At 55.2% G+C, this 13,786-nt stretch carries 12 protein-coding genes, 1 tRNA gene and 1 riboswitch; of the genes, 6 read left to right on the top strand and 7 right to left on the bottom strand.

The window, feature by feature from the left end; genetic code table 11:
- Positions 1 to 610 precede the first annotated feature (610 nt).
- Positions 611 to 2,548, top strand: a complete 1,938-nt coding sequence (locus tag E6C51_RS07550) for a glycosyltransferase family 2 protein (RefSeq protein WP_230987114.1) — start codon at positions 611 to 613, stop codon at positions 2,546 to 2,548.
- Between the two features lie 30 nt (positions 2,549 to 2,578).
- Here E6C51_RS07550 and E6C51_RS07545 read toward each other — a convergent pair.
- Together E6C51_RS07545 and E6C51_RS07540 are read right to left on the bottom strand one after the other, a co-directional pair.
- Positions 2,579 to 2,652: transfer RNA gene (locus tag E6C51_RS07545), tRNA-Gly, on the bottom strand.
- A gap of 66 nt (positions 2,653 to 2,718) precedes the next feature.
- Positions 2,719 to 3,816 (bottom strand): 2'-deoxycytidine 5'-triphosphate deaminase, encoded by a 1,098-nt coding sequence (locus E6C51_RS07540; RefSeq protein ID WP_190235541.1) that lies wholly within the window; start codon positions 3,814 to 3,816, stop codon positions 2,719 to 2,721.
- A gap of 71 nt (positions 3,817 to 3,887) precedes the next feature.
- Positions 3,888 to 3,966, top strand: a riboswitch (SAM riboswitch).
- A 49-nt stretch (positions 3,967 to 4,015) separates the two neighbouring features.
- Here E6C51_RS07540 and E6C51_RS07535 point away from each other — a divergent pair.
- A complete protein-coding gene (locus E6C51_RS07535; RefSeq protein WP_146932065.1) occupies positions 4,016 to 5,200 on the top strand; it encodes an O-succinylhomoserine sulfhydrylase in 1,185 nt (394 codons plus the stop codon).
- Between the two features lie 232 nt (positions 5,201 to 5,432).
- A complete protein-coding gene (apaG, locus tag E6C51_RS07530; RefSeq protein WP_146932735.1) occupies positions 5,433 to 5,825 on the top strand; it encodes a Co2+/Mg2+ efflux protein ApaG in 393 nt (130 codons plus the stop codon).
- Positions 5,826 to 5,914: 89 nt separating this feature from the next.
- Here the strand turns inward: apaG and E6C51_RS07525 are convergent, their stop codons facing one another.
- A complete protein-coding gene (locus tag E6C51_RS07525; RefSeq protein WP_407920785.1) occupies positions 5,915 to 6,805 on the bottom strand; it encodes an LOG family protein in 891 nt (296 codons plus the stop codon).
- A 249-nt stretch (positions 6,806 to 7,054) separates the two neighbouring features.
- On the opposite strand from E6C51_RS07525, the gene dapD reads away from it, so the two are divergent.
- The 3 genes from dapD to E6C51_RS07510 all read left to right on the top strand — a co-directional run bounded on the left by dapD (position 7,055) and on the right by E6C51_RS07510 (position 9,802).
- Positions 7,055 to 7,912 (top strand): 2,3,4,5-tetrahydropyridine-2,6-dicarboxylate N-succinyltransferase, encoded by an 858-nt coding sequence (dapD, locus tag E6C51_RS07520; RefSeq protein WP_146932067.1) that lies wholly within the window; start codon positions 7,055 to 7,057, stop codon positions 7,910 to 7,912.
- 92 nt (positions 7,913 to 8,004) lie between these two features.
- On the top strand, positions 8,005 to 9,219 hold the full coding sequence (gene dapE, locus E6C51_RS07515) for a succinyl-diaminopimelate desuccinylase (RefSeq protein ID WP_190235539.1): 1,215 nt from the start codon (positions 8,005 to 8,007) through the stop codon (positions 9,217 to 9,219).
- The gene (locus E6C51_RS07510; RefSeq protein WP_190235538.1) at positions 9,206 to 9,802 is read left to right on the top strand and encodes a hypothetical protein; all 597 of its coding nucleotides are present in this window, start codon (positions 9,206 to 9,208) and stop codon (positions 9,800 to 9,802) included. Before dapE ends, E6C51_RS07510 begins: the two co-directional genes overlap by 14 nt.
- Here E6C51_RS07510 and truA read toward each other — a convergent pair.
- The 4 genes from truA to E6C51_RS07490 form a co-directional block, all read right to left on the bottom strand.
- Complete coding sequence (gene truA, locus E6C51_RS07505) at positions 9,789 to 10,583, bottom strand: tRNA pseudouridine(38-40) synthase TruA (protein ID WP_190235537.1); 795 nt, start codon at positions 10,581 to 10,583, stop codon at positions 9,789 to 9,791. The two genes, E6C51_RS07510 and truA, sit on opposite strands and share 14 nt — an antisense overlap.
- Positions 10,583 to 11,518 carry a methionyl-tRNA formyltransferase gene (gene fmt / locus E6C51_RS07500; RefSeq protein ID WP_190235536.1) on the bottom strand — a complete coding sequence of 312 codons (936 nt, stop codon included), beginning with the start codon at positions 11,516 to 11,518 and terminating at the stop codon, positions 10,583 to 10,585. Before fmt ends, truA begins: the two co-directional genes overlap by 1 nt.
- Before the next feature lie 37 nt (positions 11,519 to 11,555).
- Complete coding sequence (gene def, locus E6C51_RS07495; RefSeq protein WP_190235535.1) at positions 11,556 to 12,074, bottom strand: peptide deformylase; 519 nt, start codon at positions 12,072 to 12,074, stop codon at positions 11,556 to 11,558.
- A gap of 72 nt (positions 12,075 to 12,146) precedes the next feature.
- A complete protein-coding gene (locus tag E6C51_RS07490) occupies positions 12,147 to 13,664 on the bottom strand; it encodes a methyl-accepting chemotaxis protein (RefSeq protein ID WP_190235534.1) in 1,518 nt (505 codons plus the stop codon).
- Between the last annotated feature and the right edge of the window lie 122 nt (positions 13,665 to 13,786).

Genomic DNA, 13,786 nt, shown 5'->3' with positions numbered 1-13,786 from the left:
GTTTTTCTATACAATACTGAGGTTTTATTGTGCCAATAGAATCAAAGCCCGATTTGAAAACAAGAATGCCCCCTAAATATTATGGGATTATCCCATCTCCATTTCACATCAGTCAAGCATTGACTATTTTTTCATCTGCAAGCCGTGCAATCACCATGATCACCAGCCGACTGCGGGATGCACACATTTATGAGCCTTTTGCGATACCAAGCAAACCCCTACTGCATAATTCCTTAAATCGGAATCGATTTAAGGAGAAAATTATGCAGCAAATTAAATGTGTTACTTTGAGCCTTTGTGCGCCATATATGGTGAGAGGCGCTGTAGAGCATCGTGCAGAAAATTGGAATTGGCACGATGCTCCAGGGGTTTGTTTTCGCATCGGATTTTTCCAAAAACTGGCTCCCGCTTTTCGGAGCAAAGCTGTAAACACGGCCTTTTTCTATCGAATTTAACCTCTCGCCTGCGGCGGAATTGCGACTTTCACACGGATCGCTCCATCCGTGCCCGTCGTCCCTCGACCGCGTTACGGCACCTCGCTGCCAATACTGGACGTCACAGTCCAAAAACAACTTTCATGACGGATCTTATTTCAAGAAAGCAAAAGACTGTGCCCAGTGAAGATGATCAGCAGGTTAGCACAATTCGCTTCCTCAGGCCCGCCCCCCGGCATGGGTGTCGGTCTCAACACGGCACCCCAGCCAATCCTTTTGGCGACGAACTGCTGGTTCTTCAGCAGATTGGCATACTCCCGACAATATTGAGCCGATTGACCCAACAGGCACTGCGCAACGGCACAACAGTTGAGCAAGAGTTTTTGACCTGCGACTACATGAGCGCGAAAGACTATTATGCAAGGCTGGCAGACCTCCTCAATCTGCCCTTTCTGGAAACGCTGCCCACACGCCAGATTTTCGATAGTGAATTTATCGACAGCCAGTTGACCCAGCCTTCGATCATTCGTCTCTACGACAAAACACGACCACCAGTGACTGTGATTGCGCCGGAGGCGAGGCGTCTACCCGCCATTCAGGCGCGCTTGCGCCAATCACCCGAATTTGCCGCCTCTCTCGCCATCGCTACGCCCCAGGCCATCGCTGACGCCGCCTGGAAAGTGGGGGCCAGAAGACGTGCAGAGGCGGCCACGGCACAGCTTTTTCATGCCAGCCCCCAACAGTCGGCCCGCACGGTGCTCACGGCACGCCAAGCATTTTTTGCGGGCCTGCTGATTGCCCTTGCCTGCTTTGCTGCCGTGACCGCCACACGGGCAACATGGATCGGCATTCATACCTTGCTCTCACTGCTTTATATGGGCACATTGTGGTTTCGCAGTCTGCTTTTGTTGCAAAAAGTCCGCAAACCTGCCGCACCAACCCTCTTGCTACCCGCCAGCACGTTTCTGCCAACCTACACAGTGCTGGTTGCGATCTATCGTGAGAGTGCGATTGTGCCGCAACTGATTGCAGCCATGCAGCGGCTGAACTGGCCAGCCTCGCGCCTGGATATCAAGCTCGTCTGCGAGGAAGATGATGCTGAAACATTGGCTGCATTGAGTGCAATCCCCCTTCCTTCGCATTTCGAAATCGTTTTGACACCAGCCCTTGGACCGCGCACCAAACCCAAAGCCCTCACCTATGCCCTTGCCGGTGCGCGTGGTGATTATCTGGTGATTTATGATGCAGAAGACAGACCACACCCCGACCAGCTCAACGAAGCCTATGCCCATTTCATCGCAGCTCCGCCTGAAGTGGCCTGCCTGCAAGCACCTCTGATTATTGCCAATGTTGCTGACAACTGGATCAGCAGTCTGTTTGCGCTGGAATACGCCGCTCTGTTTCGTGGCATTCTGCCCAGCCTGTCCCATTATAAAATGCCCTTGCCTCTGGGCGGCACGTCCAACCATTTTCGAACGGATATTTTGCGAAAGATCGGTGCATGGGATCCTTACAATGTCACCGAAGACGCCGATCTGGGCTTGCGCCTCTATCGGGCGGGCTATCGCTGCGAGACACTGACGCGCGCGACACTGGAAGATGCACCAACATCGACCCATATCTGGATTGGTCAGCGCAGCCGGTGGTTCAAGGGCTGGCTGCAAACCTGGCTGGTGTTGATGCGCCACCCTCGCGCTGCCTGGAACACCATGGGTGGCAAGGCCTTTCTGGTCTTCCAACTGTTGATCGGCGGCATGTTGATCTCGGCACTCCTGCATCCCACCATTCTCATTTTTCTGGGCATGACACTCTATGCCATGCTCGATAAACCGATCACGGATATTCCGTTGCGGGAAACCGTCATGTTCTGGATCGATATGATGAATATCCTGGGCAGTTATCTGGTGTTTCTGGCGCTTGGAAGCGCTGCCATGACAGAACGAGAGCGAAAGCACATCGGCTGGCGTGCAGCGACCATTCCGATTTACTGGCTCATGACCTCACGGGCCGCGTGGAAAGCTGTAATTGAGCTTAAAACCAAACCCTTTTTCTGGAACAAGACACCGCATATGCCAACAAAGCGCGACGTGCCGACAACGCAGGTCACGGCATAAGCGATGAAAAATCGGTCATTTGAGAGGGTTTGGAGCGGGTGAAGGGAATCGAACCCTCGTATTCAGCTTGGGAAGCTGCTGCTCTACCATTGAGCTACACCCGCTTGTGATGGGAGGAATCCTACACTTGATGCATGATGTCAAGCATCAAAGCACAAGCTTTGCCCCATTCACGATAGGCGAAAATGCTTGGACAGTTTTAACCCTTGCGCCTGATAGTTGGAGCCGAGGCCCGTGCCGTAAAGTCCTTGCGGGTGCTCTTGCATGTGCTCATAGACCAAACGGCCAATGATTTGCCCGTGCTCCAGAATATAGGGCACCTCATGGCTGCGCACTTCCAAAACGGCCCGGCTGCCAGAGCCGCCAGCAGGTGCATGGCCAAAGCCGGGATCAAAGAAACCGGCGTAATGCACACGAAACTCGCCCACCAGCGGATCATAAGGGGTCATTTCAGCGGCATAGAGCGGCGGCACATGCACCGCCTCGCGTGACACGAGGATATAGAATTCGTCCGGGTCCAAAATCAGCTCATCACGGCCACGGCTGTAGAGCGGCTCCCAGAAATCCAGCACGTCGTGAACACCCTTGCGGTCCACATCAATCACAGCGGTATGGTGCTTGCCGCGATAGCCCACCAGCCCGTCAGGCCCTGAGCCTTTCAAATCAATTGACAGAGCAATACCGCCACCCGACACATTCGGCGTTTCGCTGGCCACCAGCGTTTCCGCCGCATGCAAATCCAGCAATTGCGCATCGGTCAGAAGCGCATGACCAATGCGAAAGCGGATCTGCGACAGGCGAGAGCCACGCCGCACGATGATGGGGAAGGTCCGCGGGCTGATTTCGAGATAAAGCTGGCCTTTGTAGCCTGCCGGAATTTTATCAAACTCCTGCGCATAATCGACCATCACACGGGTGAAAATATCGAGGCGGCCGGTGGAGCTTTTGGGATTGGTCGAAGCCGAAAGATCATCCGCCAGATCCAGACTTTCCATCAAGGGCACGATATAGACGCAGCCGGTTTCCAAAACGGCACCATTTTCCAGATCAATTTCATGCAGGGTCAGGCGCTTCAGCTTGTCTTCAACCGTGCTGTTGGGACCGGGCATGAAGCTGGCGCGCACCCGCAGTGCTTTTGAGCCGAGACGCAAATCCAGGCTGGCGGGCTGAATCTGATCACCATCCAGAGCCTGCTCGGTGATCAGGCGACCAGCGTTGAGAAGTTCATGGATGGCACGATCCGCCAAAATACCTGAATTGCGCTTCATAAGTCGTTTTCCTTTTCGGCGACAAAATCAAAGTCACACAATTGACGCAAGAGCAAGATCGGCGTAAGCCAATCTTATCCCGTGGTGATTTGGCCGGTCGGCTTGCAGCCACGTTAAATAATTGGCTAAATAGACCGGGCGCAAGCTACCGGTCCGTATTCGCGACCGGTTTTTTTGTGTTTGGGAAGGCTTAAACAGCATGACTGATAACTGGCGCGCAGCAACAAAACTGGTTCACGGCGGCACGTTGCGCTCTCCTTACGGAGAAACATCCGAAGCAATCTATCTCACCCAGGGCTTTGTCTATGACAGCTCGGAAGCTGCGGAAGCCCGCTTCAAAGGCGAGACTGAAGGCTATATCTACGCCCGCTACGGCAGCCCCACCAATGATATGTTTGAGCGCCGCATGTGCATGCTGGAAGGCGCTGAAGATGCGCGCGCCATGGCCTCCGGCATGGCAGCAGTTGCCGCCGCCATCCTATGTCAGGTCAAGGCTGGCGATCATATTCTGGCCGCCCGTGCGCTGTTTGGCTCCTGCCGCTGGGTGATTGAAACCCTGGCACCCAAATATGGCGTGGAATTTACGCTGGTGGATGGCCGCGATCTGAAAAACTGGGAAGCTGGCATTCGCCCCAACACCAAAGTCCTGTTTTTGGAAAGCCCGACCAATCCAACCCTCGAAGTGGTTGATATTGCAGGCGTCGCTAAACTCGCCAATCAGATCGGTGCCAAAGTGGTGGTCGACAATGTGTTTGCCACACCGCTGTTTCAATGCCCGCTGGAGCTGGGCGCGCATGTGGTGGTTTATTCGGCAACCAAGCATATCGATGGTCAGGGCCGCTGCCTTGGTGGTGTCGTACTCTCGTCGAAGGAATGGATTCAGGAAAACCTGCAAGACTATTTCCGCCACACGGGTCCAGCCATGTCGCCTTTCAATGCCTGGACATTGCTCAAGGGTCTGGAAACATTGCCTTTGCGCGTCAAGCAGCAGACAGCCAATGCCAGCAAAATCGCAGATTTTCTGGCCGACAATAGCAAGATTGCCCGTGTCATCTATCCCGGCCGTGCCGACCATCCGCAGGCCGATATTGTTGCCAAGCAAATGAAGGGCGGCTCTACGCTGCTGGCACTTGAGTTGAAGGGCGGCAAACAGGCGGCTTTTGCTTTGCAAAATGCTTTGCAGGTCATCAAGATCTCCAACAATCTTGGCGATGCCAAGAGCCTTATCACCCATCCGGCCACCACAACCCATAAGAACCTCACGGACGAAGCCCGCGCAGAACTGGGAATTTCGCCCGGAACTTTGCGCCTGTCCTGCGGCATTGAAGATGCTGATGATCTGATTGAAGATCTCGATAAGGCACTGCAAGCCATTACGGCGTAACTTTTACAGTGCCGTGCGCCATTTATGGTGCACGGCGCTGTAACACTGTGCTAAAGTCGAGCAAAGCCTGCACCATAAAAAGCGCGGGCTCGGCCTCGCTTTTACTAGAAATTAATTTTATTCATGTTCTAAATTGTTTTATGGTGTTTTATCCACGATCAGTTCTGCTCCCATGACAACTTTATCGGCTTCGCTCATGTATGCTCATGAAAACACGGAAAAAGCCCCATTCATGTACCGCGCTTTGACGCGGGACATAGAAGTGAGTGTAGAGCCTTATTATCTTGCGGAACAGTCTGACCCGGAAGACAATCGCTATGTCTGGGGCTACCGGGTTGTGATCACCAATCATTCCAGCTATAGCGTTCGCCTTGTCAGCCGTTACTGGAACATTACCGATCAAAATGGTCAGGTTGATGAGGTCAATGGCCCCGGCGTTGTTGGCGATCAACCGCGCCTGACACCCGGCGAAACCTATGAATATTCCTCGGGCTGCCCGCTCGATACGCCATCGGGCATGATGTTCGGCCATTATCACATGGTCACCGATCAAGGTGAGAGCTTTGATGTTGCCATTCCGGCGTTCTCGCTGGATACGCCCAATTTGCGGCGCGTTCTGAACTGAGACGCATCATCGGGGTTAGAAAAACCTCGCCCAACCCAAAGCAACATTGAAAGACCCGCCGCGTGTGCATCCGGCGGGTCTTTTGGTATTTACAACGCAGGCTCAACAGCTGCGGGTGCACCAATACCATAGGTTCGGGCAATCACCTCCCAGGCTTCATCGGCTGTTTCGACAAAATTCAGCAGATCAACATCTTCCGGCGCAATTGTGCCAAACTCGGCAAGGCTGTCGAAATCAATAATCCGATGCCAGAATTGCTTGCCAAACAGGATCAGCGGAATGGGAGCCATGCGCTTGGTTTGAATGAGGGTAATGGCCTCAAACATTTCATCCAGCGTGCCAAAACCACCGGGAAAAATCACAATCGCCTTTGCCCGCATCAAAAAATGCATTTTGCGAATGGCAAAATAGTGAAAATTAAAGGATAGCTCGGGGGTGACAAAGGCATTGGGGGCCTGCTCGTGGGGCAGCACGATGTTGAGGCCGATGGTCGGAGCGCCGACATCAGCGGCACCGCGATTGCCTGCTTCCATCACACCCGGCCCGCCGCCGGTGGTGACGACATATTCCTGATAATCCAGTGTGGCTGAAAACTCGGAGCATTTGCGGGCAAAAGCCCGCGCCTCATCATAAAACACCGAAGCAGCTTCAAGATTGCGCTTTTGCACCTCATTGCGGGCCGCCCAGGCCGCCTGACCGGGAGCGGGAATGCGCGCCCCGCCAAACATCACCACAGTGGATTTGATGCCGCGTTCCGCCAGCACCATTTCTGTTTTCAACAATTCCAGCTGCAAACGCACCGGACGCAATTCCTCCCGGCACATAAATTCATCATCAGCATAGGCCAAGCGATAGGATGGCGATTGCGTCTGCGGCGTCAAAGGAACACAGGCGGCGCTCTGGCGGTCACTATGGCTGTCTTTCAGCGGGCCTCGGGTGGTTTCATCGGGTTGCCGTCTTGTTTTGCCATTTCTTGCCATGATCAAGCCTTTCTTCTTCTGCCACGCAACACGCGCATTCTGCTTTTGCATCGTGTTTTGACAAAGTGATGTCTGTGAGAGACAACATCACCCATAAGGCTTCAAGGATTCCTTACTGTATGCCGCATAATTTTCAGCTTAAATTGGTTTCGATTTGCACAATTATGCAGTAGAGAATTTTGCCAGTTATCAACGTCAGGCCGATGGTGTCGGAACCAGACGTGAGCCAATGAAGTTTAAGGAATCCTCATGAGCACCACGGACCTCTCTTCCCTTCAGTCAGTCATCGAAACCGCCTTTGACAACCGCGATACGGTCAACATCGCCACCAAAGGCGAGATCCGCGACGCCGTTGTTGAAGCCCTGAACCTGCTGAATGAAGGCAAGGTGCGCGTTGCCACCCGTGGCGATGATGGCCAGTGGACCGTGCATCAATGGCTGAAAAAAGCTGTGCTGCTCTCCTTCCGCCTCAATGACATGGAAGTGGTCAAGGGTGGACCAGGCAATTCGACATGGTGGGACAAGGTGCCATCCAAGTTTGAAGGCTGGGGCGAGAACGAGTTCCGCGCCGCCGGCTTCCGTGCCGTGCCCAATGCCGTTGTGCGCCACTCGGCCTTTATTGCGCCAAACGCCATTCTGATGCCGTCTTTTGTCAATCTTGGCGCTTACGTGGGCGAAGGCACGATGGTCGATACATGGGCAACCGTTGGCTCTTGCGCCCAGATTGGCAAGCATGTGCATTTGTCAGGCGGCGTTGGCATTGGCGGCGTGCTGGAGCCTTTGCAGGCTGGCCCAACCATTATCGAAGACAATTGCTTCATCGGTGCGCGCTCGGAAGTGGTTGAAGGCTGCATTATTCGCGAAGGCTCGGTGCTGGGCATGGGCGTTTACATCGGCAAATCCACCAAGATTGTTGATCGCGCCACCGGCGACGTGTTCTATGGCGAAGTGCCGCCCTATTCGGTTGTTGTTGCCGGTTCCATGCCATCGCCCAACACCATGCCCAATGGTCTGCCAGCGCCAAGCCTGTATTGCGCCGTGATCGTCAAGCGCGTCGATGCACAGACCCGCTCCAAGACCGGCATCAATGAACTGCTGCGCGATTAAGTTTAACACCACATTTTGAGATCGATCAGGAGGCAGCAACCCTGTCTGGCTCCTGAACTTCAATGTTCACAAGCCTTTCGTCCGTGTGTTTTATGTCCCATCCTGCCAATACCTCGCCCGCCTCTGATCCGGTTGAAAATCTCCAAACCCTGATCCGCTGCCCCTCTGTGACCCCCGCAGAAGGTGGCGCGCTGACGGCGCTGGCTGCCATGCTGGAGCCACTGGGCTTTCAAGTGTCGCGGATGGTTGCGCGTGAAGACGGCACACCAGACGTTGAAAACCTCTATGCCCGCCTTGGCACGGAAGGCCCGCATCTGATGTTTGCAGGCCACACCGATGTTGTGCCGGTGGGTGATGAGGCCGATTGGACTTATCCGCCGTTTTCAGCCGAGATTTCGAACGGCGAACTTTTTGGCCGTGGTGCGGTGGATATGAAAGGTGGCATTGCCTGTTTTGTCGCAGCCGTTGCCCGCCATATTGAAGCGCATGGTGCCCCCAAGGGGTCGATTTCCTTTTTGATCACCGGTGATGAAGAAGGCCCATCCATCAATGGCACCACCAAGCTGTTGCAATGGGCCGCCGAGCGCGGCGAACGCTGGGACGCCTGCCTTGTGGGCGAGCCAACCAACCCCGACACGCTTGGCGACATGATCAAGATTGGTCGTCGCGGCTCGGTGTCCGGTCACATTACTGTTCATGGTGTGCAGGGTCATGCCGCCTATCCGCATCTGGCTGACAATGCGGTGCGCGGCATTATCAAGCTCACGGAAGCGTTGATGTGTCCGCCTTTTGATGCGGGCACGGACAATTTCCAGCCATCCAATCTGGAAGTCACCACCATTGATGTCGGCAATCCGGCCACCAATGTGGTGCCAAACCGCGCCAGCGCCAAATTCAACATCCGCTTCAATGACACATGGACAGCAGAAACCGTTCAGGCCGAGATTATCCGCCGCCTTGACGCAGCATCCGCTGATCAAACCTTGCGGCCCGGTCGCGATCCGCTCCGATATGAGATCACCTGGGCAGATCGGCCATCACACGTGTTTTTGACGCGCGACGATGCGCTGATTCAGTCGCTCACCGCAGCCATTGAAAAAACCATTGGCAGAACGCCAGCCCTTTCGACCACTGGCGGCACATCCGATGCCCGCTTTATCAAGGATTACTGCCCGGTGGTGGAATTTGGCCTGGTGGGTCAGACCATGCATATGGTGGATGAACGGGTGGCGGTGGCTGACCTTGAAACACTGACCGGCATTTATGCCGAGTTCATCGAAGGCTGGTTTGCCCATGCCGGGATTTAAAGAGGTCGAATTCTACCTGACCGGCCTTTGGTTGGTGCTGAAAGGCGACAACAAGGGTTTTGGCTATCTCGACATCTCGGATCGCGGTGTCAGCCGGTCCTTCTGGTCTATCCTCTGGTCTCTTCCAGCCATGTTTGTTTCGTGGCTGTTTTGGTATCGAACCTTGATGATGGGTGTGATCAGCGAAGATCAGACCGGCGGCGTGTTTTTTCTGCGCATGGCGATGATTGATATGGCCAGCTGGTTTTTGCCGCTGGTGCTGATCGCAATTGTCTGCCTGATCCTGTCGCTGGCCCAGCATTTCAATGCGATTGTGGTCACCACCAATTGGCTGGCTCTGCCGATCGCCTATGCCAATGCGGCTCTGGTAGCGCTGGCTGTCGTGGCCCCTAGCCTTGGACAGGTGATCATCCTGCTGTGGCTGGTGCTTTTGCTGGGACTGGCCTATAGCGTTTTTCGGTTGATGGCTGCCATTTTCGGCCCGCAAACTCTGCTGGTTGCCACCATGACCATGATCATGCTGGTGCCGACCACGCTTTTATCCGAATTTTTGCAAAGCTATCTGAACGTCAATCCGCTTTAGACTCGGCGTTGGAATAAGGCCGCCAATTGCCATCTGTCGGGTAATCCACCTGCATGAAATAAAGCCCCTCTGGCGGGGCCACAGGCCCGCAGGCCTTTCTATCGCGGGCTTCAAGAGCATTGCGCACATCATCCGGCGTCATCTTGCCCTCGCCCGCCATTTTCAACGTGCCAGCAAACGAGCGGATCTGATTGTGCAAAAAGCTCTGGGCGGAGGCGCGGATTTCAATCAAATCACCGTGTCGCGTCACATCCAACCGATCCAGCGTGCGCACCGGGCTGATCGCCTGACAATGCACCGAGCGGAATGTGGTAAAATCATGCTTGCCCACCAGCATCTGGGCGGCTTCATGCATGGCCTCATGATCCAGCGGTTTGGACACCCACCAGGCGCGATTGGCCTCCAGCGCAAGGCGTGAAGGCCGCGCAATGATGCGGTAGAGATAATGCCGCTTCAGGGCCGAAAAGCGCGCATCAAATTCATCCGGCACACACTCGACCTCAAGCACACTCACCGCTTGGCCGGCCTGCGCCAGATGGGCATTGAGCGCATTGCGCAGCTTATAGGGCTGCCAGTCGCGGCTCAGGTCCACGTGGGTCACCTGCCCCTTGGCATGCACACCGGAATCGGTGCGGCCAGCGCCGCGCACCGCCACCACTTCACCGGTGAGCGATAGAACCGCCGCTTCCAGCGCGCCTTGGGCGGAAGGGCCATTGTCTTGCCGCTGCCAGCCCACATAGGGCGTGCCATCATATTCAACAGTCATTTTATAGCGAGGCATCAGGCAAAAACCGTCCCTTGCGCAAATGTCGTGCCGCGCAGAAAATCCTGTGCACTGAGCGGCTTACCGCCCGCCTTTTGCAAGCGCGTCAGGCGAATAGCCCCCTCGCCGCAGGCAATGGTCAGCGCATCATCCAGCACTTCGCCCGGCTGACCTTGGCCGTCTTGCACCTGACTTGCCAAAACCTTGATGCGCTCAAGCTTGCCATTCACATTGGCCTCAAACCAGGCCCCCGGAAAAGGCGACAGGCCGCGAATATGATTATGAACCGCAGAGGCGGGCTTGGAAAAATCAATACGGGTTTCTGCCTTGTCGATCTTGGCGGCATACAGCACACCGTCGCTCTTCTGCTCCGTTAGCGGCAGATCATCCGCTTCCAGCTTGGCCATTGCTTCGACAATTGCCTTGGCGCCGATGTCGCTGAGAGCATCATGCAATTCACCCGCCGTCATCTCCGGCGTAATCGCGATGCGTGATGTAAGGGCGACGGGGCCGGTATCCAGCCCCTTGTCCATTTTCATCACCATCATGCCGGTCTCTGCATCACCGGCCATAATGGCGCGCTGAATGGGGGCAGCCCCCCGCCAGCGTGGCAAAAGCGAGGCATGACCGTTATAGCAACCAAGCTTTGTGCCATCGAGAATGGCTTGCGGCAACAGCAACCCATAGGCCACCACCACCGCCACATCGGCCTTGTGATTGAGAAACGCCTGCCGGTCTTCCTCCAGTTTGAAATTCAGCGGTGTGAACACCGGAATGCCAAGCGCTTCCGCCGCCTGATGCACCGGCGATTTGGTCAAATCCAGCCCACGCCGTCCAGCGGGCCGTGGCGGCTGGCTATAGACCGCAACAATCTCATGCCCTGCTTCTGCCAGCGCTTTGAGCGTTGGCACCGAAAAATCAGGAGTTCCCATAAAGATAATGCGCAATGCCATCAGCCAATCCAGACCAGAACAGAAGAAACAGGGCCGCTTACAGCGAAGTCTTGGACTTGGCTGCCTTGGTGAATTTCTTGATCACCATCTCACGCTTCAGCCGCGAAATGTGATCAATAAACAATGTTCCGTTCAAATGGTCGATCTCATGTTGCAAACAGGTGGCCAGCAAGCCATCGGCCTCGATCACCTGCTCCTTGCCATCGCGATCCAGCGACTTGACCGTCACAGCAGCCGGACGCTCCACTTCCGCATAGTAATCGGGAATGGAAAGGCAGCCCTCTTCATAGGTTGAGCGGGCTTCAGATGCGGTGATGATTTCCGGATTGATAAAGACCAGCGGCTGCTTGTCTTCGCCTTCCTTGGACACATCAATCACCAGCAAACGGCGCGGCACAGCCACCTGAATGGCGGCCAGACCAATGCCCGGCGCATCATACATGGTTTCCAGCATATCATCGATCAAGCGGGAGAGATCGGCATCGACCCGCTCAATGGGTTTGGAGACCTCGCGCAACAGCGGGTCGGGCAAAATAATAATGGGCTTTATCGTCATGGGTTTCCCCATAAACCATCATGGATTTCAAGGAAATCGAAAAAACGCGCGATATCGGCCAAGGACGGCTGTTTATCCCGTCCGACGCAAAACGTGTTCGTTCCGATGTCCCTGGCCGGAGCCATGATTGGCGGCATGGGTCTTGAAGCCGCGCAAGGCCCCCACCAGCCGCTCCACCTCATCGCGAAGCGTTTGGGTTTGGGCCGATGTCTCCTCCACCATGGCGGCATTTTGCTGGGTGATGCTATCCATGCTGCCAATAGCGGTACTGACCTCCTTCAACCCGCCCGATTGATCCGAAGCCGCCAGCGCAATCTTCGCCACGATGGTGTTGATTTCATCAATCCGGGTGATGATATTCCGCAGGGCTTCACCAGCGCTGTTCACCAGCCCGACCCCCGACTGGACCTGATCCGAGCTTTGTGAAATCAAGCCCTTGATCTCGCGTGCCGCATTGGCGCATCGCTGCGCCAGTTCGCGCACCTCTTGCGCCACCACGGCAAAACCACGGCCTGCCTCACCCGCGCGCGCCGCCTCAACACCGGCATTCAAGGCCAGAAGATTGGTCTGGAAAGCAATTTCATCGATAACACCAATGATTTTGGAAATGGCGTCCGACGATTGTTCAATGGCGCCCATGGCGTCAACCGCCCGCGTCACGACCTCGCCAGAGCTTTGTGCTTCGCTCAAGGTCACACGCACAACATTTGCAGCCTTCTGCGCACCCTCGGCAGCTGTCGAAACACTTCCCGACAATTCATGCAAGGCCGCCGTGCTTTCCTCCAGACCTGCGGCCTGCTGCTCGGTGCGGTGGGCAAGATTGCCCGTCGCATCGGCAATCGACGAGGTGGATTTCAGAATTTCCTCGCCAGCGCTGCGCGCAATCGACAGCGTTTCGGCCAAAGTCGTCACCGAGCGATTATAATCCTCGGCCACCTGGCGGAAATTGACCGGCATGTCTTCGGGCAAATGAAACTCCAGATCACCCTCGGCCAAGCGGGCCAAAGCATCTGTCAGGACGGTCAGGGCCTGCTTCTGCTCTTCCTCAGCCTTGATACGGGTGGCTTCGGCCTGATCGCGCTGCTCAGCCAAGATGTCCAGATAGATGGAAATTGAATAATCCATATCCAGCAAGGCGGCCTTCACAATAACGCCAACCTCCTGCGCCAGCTTCTCGGACCCCCCTCGCCCAAAGCGGCTTGGCCAGCGCTGGGTTATCACCGTATGAACCAATTGCTCCAGCAGCAGGGCGTAACCGCCAATGTACCAGCGCGGCTCCAGCCCGATCCGGGCGTGGGCGCGACCGACGGCCTGAACGCCTTCAACATATCGATCATCATAATTGGCGGTGCCGACAACGCCCCAATGCTCTTCCTGCCGGGCCTTTGCCCCCGATACATGCTCGGGGCTTCGGAAAAAACGGGCGGTTTCCGGGGTGGCGCGCACTTTCTGATAGAAAACATCGAGCGCCGCACCAACATGCGTCCGAATTGTCGGCCCCAACCCTCGCAAAACATCGCGGGCCTCAGCATCCAGCCCGATAAAATCAAGCCGTTTTGCAAGCGCTGCCTTTTCTTCCGCAGTCATCATCAACTCGATCCTCTTTGGCGGCAAAATTATAGATTCCTTTAGTTTGTTCTAAATCACTTAGGTAAATTTCTTCTTTATAAAGCGCTTTATTATTGTTTTCTTATAATTCACTCTTCTGAAAA

It is taken from the genome of Gillisella terrae, from assembly GCF_004801395.1.
Taxonomy (GTDB): domain Bacteria; phylum Pseudomonadota; class Alphaproteobacteria; order Rhizobiales; family Rhizobiaceae; genus Allorhizobium; species Allorhizobium terrae.
This window is presented reverse-complemented; position numbering and strand designations above follow the sequence as displayed.